Source organism: Lentibacillus sp. Marseille-P4043 (assembly GCF_900258515.1).
In the GTDB taxonomy this organism is placed as follows: Bacteria; Bacillota; Bacilli; order Bacillales; family Amphibacillaceae; genus Lentibacillus_C.
In genome coordinates, this window is sequence record NZ_LT984884.1 from 417077 (window position 1) to 439492 (window position 22416).

At 39.3% G+C, this 22416-nt stretch carries 24 protein-coding genes; 10 read left to right on the forward strand and 14 right to left on the reverse strand.

The genetic code is table 11. The features are described 5' to 3' along the window. Positions 1–101: 101 nt before the first annotated feature. Entirely contained in the window at positions 102–236 is a 135-nt protein-coding gene (locus C8270_RS20600; RefSeq protein WP_267894827.1) for an RAxF-45 family protein, read from the reverse strand. A 201-nt stretch (positions 237–437) separates the two neighbouring features. Here C8270_RS20600 and C8270_RS02275 point away from each other — a divergent pair, with 201 nt between their 5' ends. The 3 genes from C8270_RS02275 (at position 438) to C8270_RS02280 (ending at position 3628) form a co-directional block, all read left to right on the forward strand. After that, positions 438–1880, forward strand: coding sequence for an amidase family protein (locus C8270_RS02275; RefSeq protein ID WP_106495036.1), 1443 nt, complete (start codon positions 438–440; stop codon positions 1878–1880). Positions 1881–1939: 59 nt separating this feature from the next. Then, positions 1940–2140, forward strand: a complete 201-nt coding sequence (locus tag C8270_RS19665) for a hypothetical protein (protein WP_158701572.1) — start codon at positions 1940–1942, stop codon at positions 2138–2140. A gap of 372 nt (positions 2141–2512) precedes the next feature. Next, positions 2513–3628 (forward strand): IS4 family transposase, encoded by a 1116-nt coding sequence (locus C8270_RS02280; protein ID WP_106495038.1) that lies wholly within the window; start codon positions 2513–2515, stop codon positions 3626–3628. Positions 3629–3905: 277 nt separating this feature from the next. Here the strand turns inward: C8270_RS02280 and C8270_RS02285 are convergent, their stop codons facing one another. Beyond that, positions 3906–4397 (reverse strand): GNAT family N-acetyltransferase, encoded by a 492-nt coding sequence (locus C8270_RS02285; protein WP_234028464.1) that lies wholly within the window; start codon positions 4395–4397, stop codon positions 3906–3908. A gap of 196 nt (positions 4398–4593) precedes the next feature. On the opposite strand from C8270_RS02285, the gene C8270_RS02290 reads away from it, so the two are divergent. Then, positions 4594–6345 (forward strand): methyl-accepting chemotaxis protein, encoded by a 1752-nt coding sequence (locus tag C8270_RS02290; RefSeq protein ID WP_106495042.1) that lies wholly within the window; start codon positions 4594–4596, stop codon positions 6343–6345. 257 nt (positions 6346–6602) lie between these two features. Here the strand turns inward: C8270_RS02290 and C8270_RS02295 are convergent, their stop codons facing one another. The 3 genes from C8270_RS02295 to C8270_RS02305 are packed head-to-tail and all read right to left on the reverse strand — an operon-like array spanning position 6603 to position 8556. Continuing rightward, the gene (locus C8270_RS02295) at positions 6603–7169 is read right to left on the reverse strand and encodes a DNA-3-methyladenine glycosylase I (RefSeq protein ID WP_106495045.1); all 567 of its coding nucleotides are present in this window, start codon (positions 7167–7169) and stop codon (positions 6603–6605) included. Positions 7170–7192: 23 nt separating this feature from the next. After that, positions 7193–8035: a sulfurtransferase gene (locus C8270_RS02300; protein WP_106495047.1), complete on the reverse strand. Its 843-nt coding sequence runs from the start codon at positions 8033–8035 to the stop codon at positions 7193–7195. Between the two features lie 26 nt (positions 8036–8061). Beyond that, positions 8062–8556, reverse strand: a complete 495-nt coding sequence (locus C8270_RS02305) for a GNAT family N-acetyltransferase (protein ID WP_106495049.1) — start codon at positions 8554–8556, stop codon at positions 8062–8064. Positions 8557–8682: 126 nt separating this feature from the next. On the opposite strand from C8270_RS02305, the gene pepT reads away from it, so the two are divergent. The 5 genes from pepT (at position 8683) to C8270_RS02330 (ending at position 14824) form a co-directional block, all read left to right on the forward strand. After that, the gene (gene pepT, locus C8270_RS02310) at positions 8683–9909 is read left to right on the forward strand and encodes a peptidase T (protein WP_106495051.1); all 1227 of its coding nucleotides are present in this window, start codon (positions 8683–8685) and stop codon (positions 9907–9909) included. A gap of 154 nt (positions 9910–10063) precedes the next feature. Then, the gene (locus C8270_RS02315; RefSeq protein WP_106495054.1) at positions 10064–11065 is read left to right on the forward strand and encodes a D-alanyl-D-alanine carboxypeptidase family protein; all 1002 of its coding nucleotides are present in this window, start codon (positions 10064–10066) and stop codon (positions 11063–11065) included. Positions 11066–11255: 190 nt separating this feature from the next. Next, complete coding sequence (locus tag C8270_RS02320) at positions 11256–12002, forward strand: DeoR/GlpR family DNA-binding transcription regulator (protein ID WP_106495056.1); 747 nt, start codon at positions 11256–11258, stop codon at positions 12000–12002. Further along, positions 11999–12916, forward strand: a complete 918-nt coding sequence (gene pfkB, locus C8270_RS02325) for a 1-phosphofructokinase (protein WP_106495058.1) — start codon at positions 11999–12001, stop codon at positions 12914–12916. The genes C8270_RS02320 and pfkB overlap by 4 nt, the downstream gene beginning before the upstream one ends. Before the next feature lie 12 nt (positions 12917–12928). Next, positions 12929–14824 (forward strand): PTS fructose transporter subunit IIABC, encoded by a 1896-nt coding sequence (locus C8270_RS02330; protein WP_106495060.1) that lies wholly within the window; start codon positions 12929–12931, stop codon positions 14822–14824. Here C8270_RS02330 and C8270_RS19670 read toward each other — a convergent pair. The 6 genes from C8270_RS19670 to C8270_RS02355 form a co-directional block, all read right to left on the reverse strand. Next, positions 14772–15143, reverse strand: a complete 372-nt coding sequence (locus C8270_RS19670) for a hypothetical protein (protein ID WP_158701573.1) — start codon at positions 15141–15143, stop codon at positions 14772–14774. The genes C8270_RS02330 and C8270_RS19670 overlap by 53 nt on opposite strands. 13 nt (positions 15144–15156) lie before the next feature. Continuing rightward, the gene (locus tag C8270_RS02335; protein ID WP_106495063.1) at positions 15157–15609 is read right to left on the reverse strand and encodes a DUF2269 family protein; all 453 of its coding nucleotides are present in this window, start codon (positions 15607–15609) and stop codon (positions 15157–15159) included. 191 nt (positions 15610–15800) lie between these two features. Beyond that, positions 15801–17600: a ribosomal protection-like ABC-F family protein gene (gene abc-f / locus C8270_RS02340; protein WP_106495064.1), complete on the reverse strand. Its 1800-nt coding sequence runs from the start codon at positions 17598–17600 to the stop codon at positions 15801–15803. 340 nt (positions 17601–17940) lie between these two features. Beyond that, a complete protein-coding gene (locus tag C8270_RS02345) occupies positions 17941–18393 on the reverse strand; it encodes a nucleoside deaminase (RefSeq protein ID WP_106495066.1) in 453 nt (150 codons plus the stop codon). Between the two features lie 110 nt (positions 18394–18503). Continuing rightward, positions 18504–18767: an amino acid decarboxylase gene (locus C8270_RS02350; protein WP_234028465.1), complete on the reverse strand. Its 264-nt coding sequence runs from the start codon at positions 18765–18767 to the stop codon at positions 18504–18506. Between the two features lie 27 nt (positions 18768–18794). Further along, entirely contained in the window at positions 18795–19085 is a 291-nt protein-coding gene (locus tag C8270_RS02355; protein ID WP_106495071.1) for a cupin domain-containing protein, read from the reverse strand. A 420-nt stretch (positions 19086–19505) separates the two neighbouring features. Here C8270_RS02355 and C8270_RS02360 point away from each other — a divergent pair, with 420 nt between their 5' ends. Further along, on the forward strand, positions 19506–20066 hold the full coding sequence (locus tag C8270_RS02360) for a nitroreductase family protein (protein WP_442785787.1): 561 nt from the start codon (positions 19506–19508) through the stop codon (positions 20064–20066). Positions 20067–20125: 59 nt separating this feature from the next. Here the strand turns inward: C8270_RS02360 and ddlA are convergent, their stop codons facing one another. The 3 genes from ddlA to C8270_RS02375 all read right to left on the reverse strand — a co-directional run bounded on the left by ddlA (position 20126) and on the right by C8270_RS02375 (position 22376). Further along, the gene (gene ddlA / locus C8270_RS02365; RefSeq protein WP_106495075.1) at positions 20126–21232 is read right to left on the reverse strand and encodes a D-alanine--D-alanine ligase; all 1107 of its coding nucleotides are present in this window, start codon (positions 21230–21232) and stop codon (positions 20126–20128) included. Between the two features lie 213 nt (positions 21233–21445). Continuing rightward, positions 21446–21823: a hypothetical protein gene (locus C8270_RS02370; RefSeq protein ID WP_106495077.1), complete on the reverse strand. Its 378-nt coding sequence runs from the start codon at positions 21821–21823 to the stop codon at positions 21446–21448. After that, positions 21810–22376 carry a DUF6036 family nucleotidyltransferase gene (locus C8270_RS02375; protein ID WP_106495080.1) on the reverse strand — a complete coding sequence of 189 codons (567 nt, stop codon included), beginning with the start codon at positions 22374–22376 and terminating at the stop codon, positions 21810–21812. Before C8270_RS02375 ends, C8270_RS02370 begins: the two co-directional genes overlap by 14 nt. Positions 22377–22416: the final 40 nt, after the last annotated feature.

Consider the following 22416-nt stretch of genomic DNA (forward strand, 5'->3'; position numbering starts at 1 on the left):
ATTTGTAGAAGAAACTTATACTTGATTCAAGTACAAAAAAAGACGACAGAGCAAACACTCCACCGTCTTTATCTAATAATTCCGTTGTGGATAGATGTCCCTTACTGGTATTTTTTCCATATATTTTTATTAAAAAAGTGCATACTTGTCCCTTGCACAGAAATATTGGAAAAAATTGCATAACGCATCCAAAGGTATTCTTTGAACTTAGATATGCCACTGCCAGTACGAATCATCTAATCCACCTCCTTTGATAAGTTGTTTTTAGTTTATTGGAAAAATTACTGGAAGTCAACTATGAAAATTAGTGGATATGGCGTCTATTCATCAATTTCAATACAGTGAATAATTATATTTTCCTATTATGAAGGAAAAACGCCGTCATAATTAGAATATATCTATATAGTGAATTAATTTTTATTTTCGGAGGAGAAACTATGTCATTCCAATTCATACTAAGCGAAGCCACAATCAATGACATGCAACAGGCTCTAAAATCTGGCGAGCTAACATCGAAGCAACTAACAATAATGTACCTAGAGCAAATCGCCAAATACAATAATACCGGCCCAAAAATAAATGCTGTTCTTGAACTAAACCCTGACGCATTGCATATCGCGGAAGCACTTGATTCGGAAAGAGAAAAAGGCAGTATTCGTGGGCCACTTCATGGAATCCCGATTTTGTTAAAAGACAATATCAATACAGCCGATAAAACGCATACTACTGCGGGATCCCTTGCGCTTTCAAACCATTATGCCAGTAAGGATTCCTTTATCACTACAAGGATCCGAGAAGCTGGTGCTGTACTATTAGGGAAAACCAATTTAACCGAATGGGCAAATTTCATGGCGGAAAACATGCCTAACGGATACAGCTCCATGGGTGGGCAAGTGTTAAATCCTTATGGTCCAGGAAAATTTGATGTGGGTGGATCCAGCTCCGGGTCTGGTGCTGCAATCGCTGCAAACTTTGCTGCTGGTGCAATCGGTACGGAGACAAGCGGATCAATTCTAAGTCCAGCAAGTAGTAATTCATTGGTTGGAATTAAACCAACAGTCGGGTTAGTTAGCCGCACTGGTATCATTCCGATTGCAAACAGCCAAGACACGGCTGGGCCAATGACACGAACAGTAGAAGATGCAGCCATTCTGTTAAGTGCACTAACAGGAGTTGATGCAAACGATCCAGCAACAGCAATAAATAGGGAGATCATTACGGATTACACACCGTTTCTAAATGAGGGTGGATTAAAAGCCAAACGAATTGGTGTATCACAGCAGCATCTGAAGTACTTTACCGACGATGAGATAGACATTCTCAACAAAGCTTTAGAAGATATGGAAAAATTAGGCGCAATCATCGATGATTCAATTGAGCTTCCTATTGATCTGCCAAAGTCAAGTGTCATGTTCCATGAATTTAAAAATGGCTTAAATGCGTATTTAGCGGATCTGCCGTCAAGTGTTCCCGTTCATTCTTTGACAGACGTAATTCATTATAACCACACACATCCTAAGGAAGCACTGAAATACGGGCAGACCGTATTGCTAGAATCCGAGGCAAAAAGCGGATTGCTGATAGAGGGAGAGTATATTACAGATAGGTTAACAGATCTTAGACTATCCCAGGATGAAGGAATCGATAACGTCATAACGGAGCATAATTTGGATGCATTGCTCTTCATCAATTACGGAGGGTGTGATATTGCAGCAAGAGCAGGCTACCCTTCCATTACCGTTCCTGCTGGTTATACAACAGGTGGACGGCCAGTCGGAATAACGTTCACGGGGCTCGGGTTTAGTGAACCACAATTGATAGAATTAGCCTATGCGTATGAACAAGCAACGAAACATAGGAAAGCACCTAGGTTAAAGTGATAAACTTAAGGCCCTGTTTGTTGCTTTTTAATTTCGCAGTTGATATAAAATACGACACAGTGAAAATTCCTGTTGTAATGTTTTCTTTCACTTTAATGTGGGCTGAGTGGTTGAACCCAGCCGAGGCAACATCAACCCGAAATATCGGCGCGAGGGGAAAATATCGGCTCGAGAGCGAGAACATCGGCCCGAAACACGAAAACATCAACCCGAATCGTGAAACATCGACCCGAGAACGAGAACATCGGCCCGAAACGTGAAAACATCGACCCGAGAACGAGAACATCGGCCCGATCAAGAGTCCGGCGGAGAGCAATTCTATAGTTACGTCCCAGTTTATAGCTTATGTGTCATAAATAACAAATGTTTTCGGTGGGGCGAGTAATCGCAGTCCCAATCTTTTAGAAAACAGCCAAACTTAAAAGGTGTGGCCTCATTTGATCTATTAAAATGGACCACACCTCTTACGTTTTGTAACTTACACTTAATTGCACTAGCGTTGCATTAATTATATCTAATAATAAAAAATATTGGTAATGTTCAATTTTTGACTGTATAGACAACAAAAAATCCTTTATAATGAATAGGTCAGGTGGTTTTCCTGTCCAAATCCAATATAAAGGACCAACAACATGGACAAGAATACACCAAAATCAGCATTTGGTAAATGGATTGCACCTATAAATACTAAAAAACTTTTTAATCAAGTTAAAAACTTAAATCAAGATAGCTATACCAAAAAACTTACGACTGAAGCCTACATTAAACTGATGCTCTATGCACAAGTACACGAAACGGAAGGGCTCCAAGCATTAAGTGACGCTTTATTGGATGCAGATTTTCAGAAAGCTGTTGGTTTTGAATCGATTAGTGCATCACAGCTTTCCCGAAAGAATAAAGAAATTGATCCATCCATACTAGCGACCCTGTTTTCCGATCTTGTGCAGCAGATACGTGGATATCACAATAAGGCCTACAAGAATTTGCCATTAAAAATTATCGATTCTAGCACCTTGCCTCTTAACCTAACCAATTATAAGTGGGCAAAGTTCCGTAAAACAAAGGCTGGTGTGAAACTACATTTACGACTCGTTTTCATGGATAAAGATACAGTCTATCCTGAGAAAGCTGAGATCACAGTGGCGAAAGAACATGATCGTAATCAGCTTGAAGTTCTCGTTGATGACAAGGAAGCCATGTACGTCTTTGATCGCGGCTATGTGGATTACGAACGATTTGACAGGATGACAGACGAAGGATACTTCTTTGCATCCAGAATAAAGAAAAATGCCGTCATTCGTGAAGTATGTTCCTTTTCCGTTCCAGCTGAATCATCGGTTCTATCTGACAGAATGGTTTACATAGGATCCACACAAAATCGGTGCGAAAACGTATTTCGTCTTCTTGAAGTGATGGATACGAAGGGAAACATCCTTCGATTAATCACGAATCGATTTGACTTGGAACCACAAGAAATTAGTGATATTTATCGATCACGCTGGGCAATCGAATTATTTTTCAAATGGTTAAAGCAGCACGTGGAAATCAAACATTTTTACGGAATGAGTGAAACAGCGTTACAAAATCAAATCTATATTGCGCTCATCACCTATTGTTTGCATGTGCTCATCCAACTAGAAAGGAAAAGCAAAAAATCACTGCTTCGAATTACTCGTTGGTTAAAGGCCGCGTTATGGAAACCAGCTTACATTTGGCTACATAGGTTTGAAAATAAGACAGTACCGTAATAAATGATATTGTCGTAGGTTGTATTAATTTGTATTAATTTGTATTAATTGTATAATTTTACCAGATGGACAGAGCCACCTTTAATTGGACTTTGACTTTTTGGCAAAAATTACAGAAATAATGTTTACAGAACATTCCGACTAGTTTTATGCAACGCTAGTGACTTAATTGTATAAATAGAAAAATAACAGTAGCGGAACGGAAAAGAATTACCTGTTTTAACGAAAGCGAATTCGTTATTCCAAGTGGAACGGCTAACCTCTCCCCATGTCCCAGTTATCCGTTCCAAATAATTGCGCCGTGTTGTTCGTCGTGATTAATTTGCACGTCAAAATTATGCTTACTGTAGAAATACTCAAGGCGATGAACATGGTCGAAGTCCCGTTCCACAATGTCCCCTGTTATATATTGGACATTTTCATCACGCGCCATCTCTTTAAGATGCTTCATCAGAACAGATCCATAGCCCTTATTTTGTTCCCCTTTTATATCCGCAATATGCAGCGTATCATCACCTTTGAACTCAACCTGGATTGCCGAATGCCATTTACCACGATATGAGGAATTACAATCGTGCAACATTAATTGAAAAGTATCTTCCTTTTTATCTGCATAAATCACGACCAATTGCTCATCTCGAGCACGATCAATGCTAATAACCTCTGACTTTTTAGCAATTTGTTTCATATTATTTTGCATCCTTGCTAATTGAATTTCCAACGTATCCAATTCTTCTTTTATTTCCATTTTATCTTTTTCTTTTTCCAAAAAAGCCGAATAAGTCATTTGTCTCACCTGCCAACCAAAATTTATTCCGTTTCAATGCACACAATTTGCTATTCTACTAGAATAATTGTTTTGGTTTCAAGTGTTAGAAAATTATGTTTCGGAAAATAAAAATAGTACTTAATACTTAGACGAAGTATGCCGATATAATAAAAAAATGCGTTTTTGGGGGGATTGTATGAAGAAAAACAAAATAAAGAAACCAAAGTCAAACAAAAAAACTGAAAAGGTGCGTAATTGGCATAATATGAAGATCGGTAAGAAATATGTGACTGTTTTTATGCTGACAGCGATCCTATTTTTAATTGCTGGTGGTATCGTATATTTGCAGTTATATAAGGGACAGCAGGATATTGATGCCGTAGATAGAAGAAGTGCACGCACGAATGATATGTCTAAAATGGCTGAACTGATTCAAGCAAAAGATGTACAAATTGCAGATTTTATTATTACCGGTAATGAGAAATACGTTGATGAATTCAAAAAGTATCAAGAGCAATTTAATACGCTAGAGAGTAAGATAGAGCCAAAAATGGATACGGACAAACAAAAAGCACTGTTTTCTGAGATCCAAAAGGCGGATCAAAAGATTAATGATATGTTCCTAAACGATTTGACTGCAGCCATTAATTCAGGTCAAAATTACATGACACAATCACTTAGGGATCAATCAAGCACGTTGCGGATGAAGAACACAGAACGAATGAGCGAATTAATGCAAATTGTGAACCAGTCACAAACCAAGGCTGTTCAAAGTGCAAAATCCAATATGACTTACAGCATTGTAACACTTGCCGTAGCTATCGTTTTAGCAATAGGAGCTGGGGTTCTATTAATGATTGTGATCAGTAGAAGGATAACAGGAAATTTAAAGAAGGTTGTCGGCATCACTTCACAAGTTGCAGATGGGAATTTGTTAATTGAATCAATGGACTATCATGGTAAAGATGAAATTGGGCAATTATCCAATGCAGTGAATCAGATGAAAGATAACATCCGTAATATTCTAATCAAAGTATCTTCCGCTTCTGAATCTGTTTCATCTAGAAGCGAAGAATTGACCCAATCATCCAACGAAGTAAAAGAAGGAAACGAACAAATTGCTACAACGATGCAAGAAATATCAGCCGGTGCAGAAACACAAGCAAACAGTGCATCGAATCTGTCTGAGAACATGAATGACTTTGTACAGAAAGTGCGTATTTCGGAACAAAACGGCCAAGAGATTGCTACTAATTCAGACAATGTTCTTGCACTAACAACTGAAGGTGCGAACATGATGAAAAAATCTGTTGATCAAATGAAACGAATAGATACGATTGTTACGGAAGCAGTTGATAAAGTACAGGGATTGGACAAACAATCCGATCAAATTTCTAAGTTGGTCCTTGTTATTAAAGATATTGCAGACCAAACGAATCTCTTATCATTAAATGCAGCTATCGAAGCTGCTAGAGCAGGTGAACACGGGAAAGGATTCGCAGTTGTTGCCGATGAAGTAAGAAAACTTGCCGAGCAGGTAACTGATTCCGTTACAGAAATCACAGGGATTGTCACGAATATCCAAACGGAAACAAATAACGTTGTCAATTCTTTAAACACAGGATATAACGAGGTTAAAGAAGGAACAGGCCAAATTGAGGCCACAGGTAAAAGTTTTGACACAATTAATGAATCCGTGTCCGACATGGTTCATAAAATCTCTGAAATTTCTACCAACCTTAAAGATATTGCCGAAAATAGTAACGACATGAACAATCTAATCGGTGATATTGCTTCTGTTTCAGAGGAATCAGCAGCTGGCGTTGAACAAGCAGCAGCTTCAGCACAACAAACATCCAGTTCAATGGAAGAAGTATCTAGCAGCGCTAATGAATTAGCTAAATTAGCAGAACAGCTTCATGATGAATTGAGAGTATTTAAATTGTAAATTGAAGGCTGTTTTATAAAAGATTGTTATTCCTGAAGAAATATCTAAGCATATATTTCCTCCCGCTAGCAGCCCGTATACACGTAGACTCCTGGGGGAAGAGAGGGATAGGTGAGACCCCGCAGTGCGCTAGCACGAGGAGGCTCCCAGCCACCCCCGGAAAGCGGAGTGTATACGGGCTGCGGGGGCATAAAACAACAAACAATATGATAACTGTAATCTGAAAACAGCTACTTCCTATCGAAGTAGCTGTTTCCCTATTTATTCTTTCCATGATACAAAAAGCAATCCATCGTATGATCATTCACCATTCCAGTAGCCTGCATGAACGCATAACAAATGGTTGGTCCAACAAATTTAAATCCACGCTTTTTTAAATCCTTGCTCATTTGTTCTGATTCCTTCGTCGCAGCAGGAACTTCAGCATGTGTCGCCCAGTCATTTAAAACAGGCTCCCCACCAATAAATTGCCAGATATAAGAATCAAACGTACCAAACGCTTCCTGTACCTGCAAAAAAGCTTGTGCATTTGTTATAACGGAATGGATTTTCCGTTTGTTGCGGATAATTCCTTCATTCTGGAGTAACTCATTTATTTTACTTTCATCATATGCACTTACTAGTTTTGGATCAAAATTATCAAAAGCTGCCCGGTAATTTTCCCGTCTCTTTAAAATTGTAATCCAGCTTAATCCTGCCTGTGCTCCTTCTAAACAAAGCATTTCAAATAATTCCCGATCATCATGTGTTGGTCTCCCCCATTCATCATCGTGATAATCGATATAAATTTGATCTGATGTTGCCCATTCACAGCGCCTCGTCATTATTTGTATTCCCCATTCTATGTTTACTCAGCATCCTTCTCTACTTCGTTTTCCTCATAGGATATCCAATCACTGAAACTTCCCGGATATAGTTTCACATTTTCATAACCAGCCATTTTTAACGCTAACACGTTAGGACAGGCTGACACACCAGACCCACAAGAGACAATGATCTCATCATCTTTGGAAAGTGCCGCAAAATGAGATGCTAGCTCTTTATCATTCTTCCACAATCCATTTTCAGCAAGTACATCTTTCCAAAAATAGTTTTTAGCCCCGGGTATGTGACCAGCCATTGTATACAATGGCTCCGTCTTACCAAGGTAACGATCTTTTGCACGCGAATCTAGCAATACAGCTGACCCATTTTCTAGCTTTTCCTTCACACTTTCAATATGAATAGCTTCATCTGCACGTACAGCTGGCTTGAATTGTTTCACAGATTGTACTGGGATTTTATTCGTCGTTACATGGCCATCCCGTATCCAACCTGTTAAGCCACCGTCTAAAATATGTGTCTGGTCATGACCTGCATAATTTAACAGCCACCAAAGTCTCGCCGCAAACATATCATTATCCTGATCGTAAATAACAACAGTCGTTTCATTGTCAATGCCGATTTCCCCTAATTTTTCAGCAAAATCATTCATATCAGGTAATGGATGATTGCCCCCATGCTCTTTCACAGGACCTGATAGATTTTTGTTCAAATCCAAATAAACCGCACCAGGAATATGCGTTTTTTCATATGCTGTTCTCCCCGCTTCCGGATCAGTCAAGGAAAACCGGACATCAACAACTATTGTACTTTCCGGATGATTCTTCAAGCGTTTCTCCAACCAATCAGATGATACCAAAACTGACATGCAAATCCCTCCATTTCTTATTTCCATCATAACAATTTCGCCATGTAATATTCATCCTTAAAAGTTCCCTCTATACATAAGGAATGTTTTTTCACACCTTCTATTACAAACCCAGCTTTTTTATATAAACCAACCGCTGCTTCATTTTCGATAACAGCCGTTAGCTCTAGACGATGTAGGCCATGCTCCCATGCCCATTTTTCGGCCTTTGTAAAAAAGGCTGTACCAATCCCTGTCCCACGATGTTCCCTAAGAATTCCGATAACCAAATAAGCACTATGTCTTGTACGATTCACTTTTCCGCCAACTGCTAAAAAGTAGCCAGCCAATTGACCGTCCTCTTCCGCAACCAAAATGATTGAATTATGCTCTTTTGCAAAAGTAGTGATCATTTTCCTCAGCGATTCCACCGTAGTTGTTCGCTCATTCGGATCATGCAGCATATACGCGCTCTCACTATCCACCTGTTTGATCAATTGTAGTAATGCTTCTGCGTCATGTTCCTTAACTTCTCTGATCATCGCCTTCCCCCCACTCTTCTTTCTCATCTAAAAACAGTTCGACAAACGTGGTGCCGATACCTTTTCATTACGAAAAATAATTGGTGTTGTGATATGCTTATTTTAAGAAAAAGGAGATGACTGAAAATGAAAGACGAACTAATCAAACGGTTCACTACATATGTCAAAGTGGATACACAGTCAAACGAGGACAGTGAAACAACCCCATCAACCCCTGGCCAGTGGGATCTTTTAAACATGCTTGTCGATGAATTGAAGCAAATTGGTATGTCCGATGTAACGATCGATGATAATGGGTACTTGATGGCAACGCTACCTGCCAATTCGGAAAAAGATATTCCATCAATTGGATTCCTTGCCCATGTAGACACCGCAACAGACTTCACTGGAAAAAATGTCAATCCGCAAATTGTTGAAAACTTCGATGGAAACGATATCGCACTTAACAAGGTTGTTACGTTATCAGCTAAAGATTTCCCCGAATTGCCTAGTTATAAAGGGCATACATTGATTACAACTGATGGAACAACATTACTTGGTGCGGATGACAAAGCTGGTGTCACCGAAATTATGACAGCAATGGCGTACTTGATTAACCATCCGGAAATAAAACATGGGAAAATCCGTGTTGCTTTTACACCAGATGAAGAAATCGGCCGCGGACCACATAAATTTGATGTGGACCGATTCAATGCTGCTTTTGCCTATACAATGGACGGCGGGCCTCTTGGTGAACTGCAATATGAAAGCTTTAATGCCGCTGCAGCGAAGGTTACTTTTAAAGGAAACAGCGTACATCCTGGAACAGCAAAAAATAAAATGATTAACGCAGGACGTATGGCAGCTGAATTTATCACCAAATTCCCTGAAACAGAAACACCAGAGCAAACCGAAAAATATGAAGGGTTTTACCATTTAATTTCGGTAAATGGTGACGTGGAAAATACCAATGTTTCCTATATTATTCGCGATTTTGACAAAGACAATTTTGCAAAACGAAAAGAAACAATGGAAGCGAATGTACAAGCAATGAAGGACAAATATGGAGAAGATACAGTGGAATTGGCCATGAAAGATCAATATTACAATATGGGCGAGAAAATTAAACCGGTAAAAGAAATTGTTGATATCGCATATCAGGCAATGGAAAATCTAGATATCAAACCAATCGTGCAACCGATTCGCGGTGGCACGGACGGATCTCAGCTATCCTACAAAGGACTACCGACGCCTAACATTTTCGCTGCTGGTGAAAACTTCCATGGTAAATTTGAATATGTCTCCGTTGACAATATGGAAAAAGCGACAAATGTAATTGTGGAGATTTGCAGGTTGTTTGAAGAACGAGGTTAATATTCGGTGTCAGGCCCTCCTATCCTATTCACAGGATTTGAATGAAGTGGGGTCTGGCACTTTTTTTGTGAAAAATTACTCATAACGTTCTCTCCATCCTCGTGCTATAATAGTAGACGGTAAATTTAGCACGTAAAAGGGAGATTTTATTCAGATGGTTAAAAAGTCGCTGCCCGTCATCATCATGGTGATCATGGGTATTTTCATTCTAACAGCATGTACAAATGAACAACAATCAGATCAGAGTGAAAAAAAGGATAACGACGGCACAAGAAACTCGGAATTAGTACTGCCAGATCCTCAACTAAAAGAAGGTTCAAAGGATGAGGATGTAAAACAATTAAACAGCATACTCGCTAAAATTGGCTACACAATCACTGACAAAAACACATTCAACTCTGATACAAAACTAGCAATCAAAGACTTTCAATCACAGCAAGTTAAACTCGCTGCAACTGGCATTTATGATCAAGACACCAAAAAATGGCTAAAGAAAACATTGGATGGAACATTTAAAATAGAACCCGGGAATGGATTCGCAAAAGAAGATGTAACAGCCAGCAAAGCTGAAACCATTACGGTAACAAATCCGAAAGATACGCTTGTCCTGGTAAATAAACATCACGCATTACCCACTGGCTTTGAACCAGATGATCTTGTTATTCCAGATGTCCGTTTTCCATTCACCGAAGATATACCAAAGAAATACATGCGAAAAGAAGCAGCTGATGCACTTGAGAAAATGTTTGCTGCTGGTGATAAAGCTGGAATAGACCTATTTGCGCAATCAGGCTACCGCTCATATGACAGACAGCAGAACTTGTTTGATGCCTACGCTGCGAAAGATGGCATGGAAGCTGCAAATAAATATAGTGCACGACCTGGTGAAAGTGAGCATCAATCCGGACTGACAATGGACATTACAAGCCCAGACATAGACTATCAGTTGACGATTGAGTTTAGCGACACTGATGAAGGAAAATGGATCAAAGAAAACGCGCATAACTACGGGTTTATCATTCGATACCCAGAAGACAAAGAAGCAATCACTGAATATCAATATGAACCATGGCATTTACGCTACGTAGGAAAAGACGCTGCAACAGTTATTTATGAAAAACAGATCACGCTTGAGGAATACTTAGGCGCGGTTTAGAAAAAAGAAAAATAAAAAGGTTCCTGCATCCATTTGGGTGCAGGAACCTTTTTATTTTATCAGGTGGAAACCGGAGTAATTTAAGCGTAATTCTATGATCGATTTTGAATGATGTTGGTTGTTTTTGGTTGTTATATGCAAACGTTTCCCTTATAATAAAGTTAATAAAGGAAAAAAGGATGCTGCATAAATGCTCACGACAGAACGATATGAAATGATTTTACAATTACTAAAAGAAAAACAGACTATAACACTTCAAGATATTATTGATGCTACATCTGCTTCCGAATCAACCATAAGACGGGACCTGACAGAACTTGAAAGCCAACAAAAATTAGAGCGTATCCATGGTGGAGCAACACTAACAGAACGTAAATTGCAGGAATACAGCATTTCTGAAAAATCATCCAAAAACATTCAAGATAAAATTACAATTGCAACTTATGCAGCCGGACTTGTAGAAGAAGATGATTGTATTTTCCTTGATGCTGGGACTACAACATTACAAATTATCCCTTTTCTACAAAACAAAGATGCTGTTGTCGTTACCAACGGACCAACTCATCTAGATTCACTCATCGAACACGGGATTACCACCTATTTAACTGGTGGATTTGTCAAATCAAAAACAAGTGCACTAATCGGACAACAGGCAGTACAGTCCCTACAGAATTATCGTTTTGACAAATGCTTCCTTGGTGTTAATGGCTTTCATGCGGAATATGGATACACAACGCCCGACCCCGAAGAAGCTCAAGTGAAACAAATTGCCAGTTCTCTAGCTAAGGAAGTTTATGTTTTAGCAGACTATACGAAGCTAAATAAAGTAAGTTTTGCCAAAATAATCGACTTAAATGCAGCGGAACTGCTTACAAATAATATCGAACAACAGGATCTATTCGCACTATCTCAAACGACAAAGGTGGTAACAACATGATTTATACATGCACAATAACCCCATCAATTGATTACACCGTTTATTTACCGGAGTTTCATACTGGTGAGTTAAACCGAAGCAAAGACGTGTACTATTATCCGGGCGGTAAAGGAATTAATGTTTCCCGAGTGCTGAAAAGGCTCGGTAAAAACAGTACCGCTCTGGGATTCTCCGGTGGTTTTACTGGTGGATATATTACAGACTTTTTAGAACAAGAAGGAATTCAAACCAATTTCGTAACCACCTCAGAAATCACACGTATTAATGTCAAAATTAAGGCAGATAAAGAGTCAGAATTAAATGGGCCGGGGCCTGTAATTACACCGGAACAGCAAGAAGCACTACTAGCTAAAGTTAAGTCATTGCGTGAAGGGGATTGGTTTATTTTAGCTGGCAGTTTACCTGACTCCATTGCCCAGTCTTTTTATCAGGAAATAGCGGATATATGTAAACATAATAACGTGCATTTCGTCCTTGATACATCGGGTTCAGCACTGAAAAATTTAATCAATACAAAACCATTTTTAATCAAACCCAATCAACAGGAACTTGGTGAATTATTCGATACAGAAGTCACAAGTATTGCTAAAGCAGTCCAGCTTGCAAAACAACTTGTGGAAAACGGCATACAGCATGTGATTGTCTCGATGGGTGGCGATGGGGCTATTCTAGCAGCAAAGGACCATGTTTTCGTTGCAAAGGCCCCAAAAGGTACTATCGTCAATACGGTAGGTGCCGGAGACTCATTGGTTTCAGGTTTTATTGCTTCCTATTTAAATGATGATGATCCCATCAAGGCATTTCGTTATGGTGTAGCAAGCGGCAGTGCAACAGCATTTCGGACGGATTTATGCCAAAAGGAAGATGTAACAAAACTTTTGGATAGCGTTGAAGTTATTCCATTCCAAGATTAGGATGTGATACAAATGAAAATTACTGACTTATTAAAAGAAGATACAATTAAACTGGATTTAAAAGCTACTTCTAAATCCGCGGTATTGTCCGAATTGGCTGACCAGCTTAACAGCGCTGACAGGCTTAACGATAAAGACGCATTTCTTAAAAACATTTTTGAACGTGAAGAACAAAGCACTACCGGTGTTGGTGAAGGGATTGCCATTCCCCACGCTAAAACGGCAGCAGTAAAAACACCAGCCATTGCGTTTGGTCGCTCTTCTGACGGGATAGATTATGATTCATTAGATGGTCAACCCGCCCACCTATTCTTTATGATTGCGGCAAGTGAAGGAGCAAACAACGCCCATTTAGAAGCACTATCACGATTGTCAACTTTTTTAATGGATCCAAAATTTCAAGATAAAATGTACCAGGCTACGACGAAAGCGCAAATTTTAGAGGCGGTAAATGCCAAAGAAACAGAATTAGATGGCCCTGAAGAAACAGAGGAAATCACCAGTAACATTTTAGCCGTAACAGCTTGTCCAACTGGGATCGCCCATACGTACATGGCTGCAGAAAAGTTATCCGAAACTGCAAAAGAAATGGGAATTACCATTAAAGTTGAAACGAATGGATCAAGTGGTGTAAAAAATCGCTTAACAGATCAGGAGATTGCTGATGCTGATGCAATCATCGTCGCTGCCGACACGAAGGTAGAAATGGAGAGATTCAGCGGAAAACCAGTTATCGAAACAGGCGTTGGAAAAGCCATCCATGAAGCGAACGACTTATTAAATCGAGCTATAAATCAAGACGCACCAATATATCAAGGGGAAGGAACAAAGGTGAAGTCAACTGACAAAGAACAGAAAAGCGGCTTTTATAAACATTTAATGAACGGTGTTTCAAACATGCTGCCATTTGTCGTTGGTGGCGGGATTTTAATTGCCTTATCCTTTTTCTGGGGAATTAACTCTGCTGATCCGAACAGTTCGGAATACAATGCATTTGCTTATATGCTGAATACAATTGGCGGCGGAAAAGCCTTCTTCCTGATGGTTCCTGTACTTGCCGGCTTTATTGCTTCTAGTATTGCCGATCGTCCAGGTTTTGCACCAGGTATGGTTGGTGGGTTAATCGCCACCACTGTTACGGGAGCAGAAGGTGCTGCGGGTGGTTCTGGATTTCTCGGTGGGCTGATCGCAGGTTTCCTCGCCGGTTATGTCACATTGCTTGTCAAAAAGGCATTCGAGAAATTACCAGATTCATTGGAAGGATTAAAACCGGTCCTATTCTTCCCATTGTTCAGTATTGCAATTACTGGATTAATCATGATGATGATCAATCCACCATTAACGAAAATTTACACAGGCCTAACAGCATTTTTAGAAGGCATGGGTGGCACAAACCAAGTACTGCTTGGAATTATTTTAGGTGCGATGATGGCCCTCGACATGGGTGGTCCCGTCAACAAAGCCGCCTACACATTCGGCATTGCCATGTTAGATGCACATAACTATACTTTTATCGCAACAGTAATGGCCGCTGGGATGGTACCACCACTCGGTATGGCACTTGCTACAACATTATTTAAAAAACGTTTTACCAAACAAGAACGAGAGGCCGGAAAAACATCTTACGCACTTGGTGCTTGTTTTATTACAGAAGGCGTTATTCCATTTGCCGCAGCTGACCCAGCTAGGGTAATTCCATCTGCTATGGTTGGTGCTGCTGTTACAGGCGGACTATCAATGTTATTTGATATCGGACTCCGCGCACCACACGGCGGCATTTTCGTAATCGGATTAGTCGATGGCGGCCTTGGAAAAGCGTTACTATATTTATTAGCAATCATTATCGGATCTATTGTCACAGCCCTGCTTGTTGGGTTATTGAAAAAGAACATCGAAAAAACAGCATAAAAAAATCGAGCACCATCAAGTATGGTGCTCGATTTTTTGTTTTGTCCGGGGGCTTTGCTCGTTCGTCCGGCGACTTTGCTCGTTCGTCCGGTGACTTTCCGCGTTCATTCGGCGACTTTGCACGTTCGTCCGGCGACTTTCTCCGTTTGTCCGGCGACTTTCCGCGTTCGTCCGGCGACTTTCTCCGTTTGTCCGGCGACTTTGCACGTTCATTCGGAGACTTTCTACGTTTGTCCGGCGACTTTCCGCGTTCGTCCGGCGACTTTCCGCGTTCGTCCGGCGACTTTCTCCGTTTGTCCGGCGACTTTACCGGTTTCATAACGTGAACAGCCCTAAAACGGTTTGGTGATCATCAACGCAATCACGATTAAAAAAATAACATTCTCTATTCGTTCATAAAAAAATAACTTCTTCGATAAGACATAGTACTCATCTGGAATGTCATCACCAGCATAATTCTTCAAAAGTGCTTTGACCGGCTTCGACCTTGGCGACAAAACAGTTGGTCCAAAACCGAGTGCGATTAAGAAAAGGATTAAACTTGTTACATACCAACCAGCATGGAATAGATACGGGTTTAAAGCTCCCATCCATAACCCGGTTACGAGTAGCAACGTTCCTCCAACCATCACAAAAATGTGCAGCCGGTTTCGTATTACATAAGCGTGGCGTAATTCTGTCATCGTGGTTGCTTTTGTTACGATATAAATCATAACAAAACCAGGCCCCATTCCTAATATTGCAGAAAAAATATGTATAAAGACTAGAAACATATAGAATGTCACGGGTTACTTACCTCCAACTAACAAATTCTACCTATATTATTATCATACACTAATTGGTACCATGTAGCGCTGTGACATTCGCCACTTTACGTAACTTTTTTGTCACAGCTTTGTGTCTGTTATGACGGCAGCTTTATCAGGCGGGTAACATTTTTCTTGATACCCGCCTTTACCACTTGATTTCAGTGAGTCTACTGTTTCAATTCATCAAGTTTTTCTCTAACCTCCTTTATTTCTTCAAGTGTTTGCCTTCGCTTTGTTTCATCATCCATTGTCACTAATTGTGTTAGTTTAAGTTCTAACTCGCGGATTTCATTTTCTTTATTCACATCCTGCATTCTCATCATTTTATGCTCTAGAAAAGCATTATAATCCCCATGATAGTCAACAATGTCACCATTACCAAGTTCAATAATTCGGTTTGCTACTCTTTTTATTAAATATCGATCATGAGAAACAAGCATAATAGCCCCAGGGTAGGAAGCTAATACTTCCTCCATAATTTCTTTTGTATCCACATCTAAAAAATTTGTTGGCTCATCTAAGACAAGAAGGTTTGCTTCACTGAAATACAAGTGAAGAAATGCGACACGGCACTTTTCTCCCATGCTTAGATCGTTGACTTTTTTGTATACTGTTTCTCGTGAAAATAAAAAACACCCAAGTATGGTACGTGCTTCTGATTGTGTCATATCCGGCAATTCCAGCATACTATCAAGAATTGTTTTCTCACCATCTAAATTGTCCAGTTCTTGGGCAAAGTAGCCAATTTTTGTTTGTGGGTTATATGTCACCGTCCCTTGCGTTGGTTGTTGTTTGCCAATAGCAAGTTTTAGCAGTGTTGATTTACCAGAACCGTTTGGACCTACAACAGCAAGACGATCTCCTCTATTTACGGATGTTGTAAAGTCGGTAAAAAGTGTTTCTTTGTCAGGATAAGAAAACGTAATATTGTCGATATGCAAAAGTCGCCTTGCCGAAAATCCACTCCCTTCCAAGTTTAACTGCAACTGCTTATCGGATTGCGGTTTTGCTACTCGATTTGCTTCCAGCCGATCCAATTCTTTTTCCTTAGCTTTAAACCGGGACACATTCTTTTTCGCTTTTGACCGTGCAAAATCGTTTTGTCCGGCAGCCTTATGTGCTTGTTGAAACCACTGCTGATACCGCTGAATAGTTTGCAACAGTTCTTCTCGTTTTTGCCTCTGTTTCCGATAAAGAGTTTCCTGGGTTTGCAGTTCTATATCCTTTTGTCTACGGTAGTCTGTATACCCACCGGCATATCGCCTGCATTCATCAAATGTAAGTTCATAGATTTGATGGGCTGTTTTGTCTAAAAAGTACCGGTCATGTGAGACAAATAATACTGCTCCAGTAAAGTTTTGTAGCCACTCTTCCAGCCATTCAATTGTCTCCTTATCCAGATGATTTGTCGGCTCATCCATCAAAATGCATGCCGGATTCTGCATCATTAGACAGGCTAACTGTACTCGTGTCTTCTGCCCACCACTTAACTGCTGAAAGGAATTTTCCCATGTTAACTCATCTAGGTTAACCTCTTGTAGGCACCTTTCTGCTTCACTTTCAAGGTTATATCCGTCCAATGTTAAAAACTGATTATAAATCGTATTATATTCATCTAGTAATTCGGTATTAGAATTGCCTAATTTTACTTGAATTTGTTCGAGTTCTTTTTTTAAGTAATAGCGATTTTCTGCAGCTGATTGAACATAATCAATTACCGTAATGGATGGATCAACATTCGGGTTTTGCTCAAGCATTCCCCATTGCTCAAGCGGAACAAACCGTGTTATGTCCCCATCCTCAAATTGTAACCGTTCGAGCAATCCATTTAATAATGTCGTTTTCCCTGAACCATTCCGTCCATATAATGCAACATGCTCCCCCTTTTTAAGTTCTAGATCGATATCATTAAATAATGCTTTTCCGTTCCATTCCTTCCGAAGCCCCTTTGCTTTAAAAATAAACATATCCATACCCCCACTCATTTTTTTCATAAAAAAACACAGGATTCTGTCCTGCGAATGAATGCAATGGAGATATGGATATACCAAAATAAAAGCGGTAGATAAAACAGCCGAGTGGTCAGTCAAAACACATTTTGGCTATTAAACTTCCGTAAAGTACGGTTATCCTGCAAAAGTACACACGTATCCCATTTGTTTCATTCACAGAAACGTTATCTTGATACTATTCTCAAGATTAATTGGAATAAACATGGGTTTACTTCATTGCAGGATAGAACCTCCTTCATATATTATTGTTTTTATCATACCGGTGTGAATTGTTACTGTCAATAGTTTCTAGAAGTTATGATTGTTTCTTCCAAATTTTCATCGGATCCTTTTGCCCGTCACTTAGCGGCATTTGTTCCATCTTTATTGACCGCTCTTCCTTTGTCTTTTGCAAGTCATCATAGATTTCCTTCGACTTTCCTAGTCCCGCATCAACTGCATCATCGACTGAATTACAATAATAAACCTGATCGATTCCGGCAAAGCTCATGGCAGTTAAACACATTGGGCACGGTTCACCGCTTGCATACATGGTATACCCTTCCAAAACGGTTGTATGCATCTTTTTCTGTGCACGTCTTATTGCTAGCATTTCCGCATGGGCACTTACATCAAAACGCTTATGTAATTCGTTCACCCCTTCTGCCACAAGATGGCCATTTTTGACTAATACAGCCCCAAACGGCTGACCGCCTTCCTGCACGTTTTCTGTTGCCAATTCAATAGCACGCTCCATGAATTTATCCATCATGCATCCTCCTTCACTTTTTGGCTTGCCTGCATTATATCATTTCATAATGAGTTTTACGTGTCTTTGAAAAAATGCAGCTATTCCGTTAGGATAACTGCATTTTTCACCTAAATTTCATCCAGTTTCACCGTTACCATCCGAAAATGACCCAATTCAGGCTGATCGACTACCACATTTAAGCCAAACCTTTCTAACCCACCAATCAACGGTGGGGCTTGATGTGGCAAATGGATTTCGAATATCGTTCCTACTGGAGCTTGCTTCACATAATCAAAAATTTCATTTCGCGGATGCTCCCCCTTGAGAATCCGCTCACGAACATCAATAACAGCTCGCTTCCCTTCCAACTGCACATCTAGCAATTTATTCACCTCGATCGACCATAGAAGTTTGGTTAACTAACATTTCATAACAAGAATGGAAACATCGCTTAACGCTTTTAGTGCATGTCTTTCTTTTGGATCCATATGCAAAATGGTTTCTGCATTAATGGTGTGTGTTTCATTATTAACTGTAAATTCCACACTACCGCTTTTCACAAAAATAAACACGTGCTTAGGTGAATCATGTTCTTTTACTACTTCACCTTCCATAAGCTTGATATGCATAATTTCCCGTTCCTCATCGCGGAAAACTCTTTTAGCTTCCACTGGCTTCGTTAGTTCATGTGAAACAGAAATAAGTTCCATTTAAGTCACTACCCCTCCAACAATTTTATAGTTCCTAGTTTAATCACCCATAGTATATCTGAAACATCCATCAAATAACGTGATGACCATCACACTTAATATATATTTACGAGTCTCTTTTTCGAAATATTTATTGCCTTTTAATTTCGTAGTAGATATATAATGCGCAGTAACTGCTGGGCTCTTTTCCATAGGTACGCTCATTTCCCGCCCCCGGAAAGCGAAGTGTATTTCCGTAGCGGTGATTATTGCGCATTATATATCCACTGTGCAGAAAACAACAATCTTTTATAAGCTAGCTATTTTCAAAAAGTGGAGAAAAACTAATCTTCTTTGATTTAAATCACCTTTTCGGTTACACTTACTTTAATTGATAATAATTATCATTTATGCGTCGGTATTACAAAGGAGATGATTTTAGTGGAAGAAGTAAAAGAGCAAACTACAATTGCAGAAGTTATCCGCGAACGACGATCCGTAAAAAAAGGCTACAATAATAAACCTGTAACAAAAGAAGCCGTGTTGGAACTATTAGAAGATGCAATTTGGGCACCAACCCATGGGCTACGACAACCATGGCGCTTTATTTTTATCGAACCAGAGCAAAAACAAAGCTTTGCCAAACAAGTTGCTGCAACCTATCCAGAAGAAAGGCAAGAAAACCGCGAAGAATATCTAAATGAACCAAATGCATTCCTCGCTATCATTATGCAAGTTCCCGAAACGGAAAAACAATACGATGAAAACTTCGGTGCCACTGCAAGTATGATCCAAAACTTTTGGCTATTAGCATGGGAAAAACAGCTTGGTGTTGTATGGAAAACAAACCCCCACATATACGACCCGAAAATGAAGGAAATCTTAAATGTAGGCGAAGATGAAAAAATTGTTGGCCTTCTACATCTTGGCTATTTTGATAAAGGGCCAGTCAAAAAAGATAGAATTTCGGTTGTTGAGAAGTTTTCGACGTTTAAAGGATAACGTAAGTAAAAAGACATCAAAGGTTTTTATAACCTATGATGTCTTTTAATATTTATCACTTATTCCTCATCCCAAACAGCACTTTTCAGCTTTCTATCATTTTCATGTCGCTCTATTGCTAGCTCAATCAACTTATCAATCAATTCCGGATAGGAAATACCACTTACTTCCCACAATTTTGGATACATACTAATTCTGGTGAAGCCCGGTAACGTGTTCACCTCATTCACGTAAATGTCACCTGAATCGGTTAGGAAGAAATCAACACGAGCAAGTCCTTCACACTGAAGTGTTGTGAATGCATCTACCGCAACTTGTTGAACTTTTTTAACCATTTCCTCAGGCAACTCAGCCGGTATTGCTAATTCCGCGCCTTTCTCATCAATATACTTCGATTCATATGAGTAAAACTCTGTATTTGGTAGAATTTCACCTGGTAAAGATGAAGTAGGCTCTTCATTGCCAAGTACGGCACATTCAATTTCACGGCCGACAACATTTTCTTCAATGATTACTTTATGATCATATTGAAATGCAGCTGCAATCCCCTTTTCAAACTCTTCCTTAGTGGAAACCTTGCTGACGCCAACTGATGACCCTTGATTTGCTGGTTTAATGAACATTGGCTTTCCTAAATGCGCGACAATATCTTCATAAACAATTTTGTCTTTCTTGGCTCGTGTAAATGCAAAACCTTTGGCAACGTTTATACCTGATGCCTCCAAAAGGCGTTTAGCAATTTCCTTATCCATACAGATCGATGAGCCCAACACACTTGGTCCGACAAACGGGAGATTTGCGATGCGTAACATCCCTTGCAAACTTCCATCTTCCCCTAGCGTCCCGTGCACTATTGGAAATACCACATCCAGTTGATCAAGACTTACAGCACTTGCTGCATTAATCAGTTGATTTCCGTTCTCACCAGGAACAATTGCCACATTTTCATTCGATTTATTTAACTGAATTAGTTTCGGGTTTTCTGCATTTAATAAATAAGAAGATTGGTCATTCAAATGCCATTTTCCTTGTTTATCAATGCCTATTAATACAACATCATATTTATCTTTATCAATTGCTTCCACAATATTTTTCGCCGACTGTAGGGATACTTCATGTTCTGCGGATTTACCGCCAAAAATAATTCCCACTTTTTTCTTTGTCATCACCAGAACTCCCTTTTTCTTATACTTTAACCCTATAAGATCTAATACCTTAAAATAAATAAAATTCTCATGTATTTAAAATAGCATAAAATAGCTTGTTTGCGACAGCATAAACCTGAAATCAGGAAAACGAGTCAAGCGCACTGCCTGTAATGGGCAGTGCGCTTTATTTCGGCGAAAACAATTAACTCCAAGAGAGTGCGACCCTATTTTTCAAACCCTTTCAATTCCGCTCAAATCATAATAGACATTTTTTGCCCTAAAGGGAGATGGATTTGTATACTGTAGCTTTAGTTTCTCAAAATCACTTATTCGTTTGGGGAAATAATAAGGTTTATCAAACTTTAATTTCTCATCTCTAAGCCAATTTGGGACCTCTATACCCTGAATTTGCAAATAATAATCTATTAATGGTGACACCTTCGTTAAGTATTTCAATTCTGCTTCATTGCATAAATTTATTTCCACCGGTGTACCCAGGCTTTTAATAAATTGTTCGTCTTTTGACTTTATCAGTTCCAATAATTGGTTTAATGCCGTATCTTCATCTGAATACGCAAATAAGGATTGCAAATGCTTATTCCCAATCATAACCTAAATCCTCTCCTAAATATTTTATGAACATCATTTGTCTTTCCCCAATTAGAGTTAATGGTATATAATTACTAAAAACATTTAGAAGTTCCTCTTTTGTTGTAATATTTAAATCTTTACATAGTATATACGCATCTACAAAATCTTTGGCAGGTTCAGGTCTGGCGGCTAATAGTTTCATCGCCAGCAGTTGTTCTGCTTGAGGTTTCAGTATTTTTAGGTTTGAGTATATTTTATAAGTCTCTTTATCTTCTTTAAGAATGGATTTCAGCGGTTCTTTAATCTCCTCATTTATCCATCCATCAGAAAGATTAAAAGTGAATTTGGTAAGGGTTAATATGTTTTCTAACAATTTTGCATTTGTTTCGCTAAATACACAATCAATATCTTTAGTGGCTGGTCTATTGTCATACACCATTGTCATAATGGAACCGCCATAAATAGTTAGCTCAAGCTGAAGCTGGTTTTCTTTCAGTCGTTCGTTTAGATAATCAAATATGTTTAACAGTTTATCTTTATCCATTAATCCAATATTATTAGATTCCGTCATACTACTCCCCCCTGAATTGCAGAATTTCTGTACATATTAA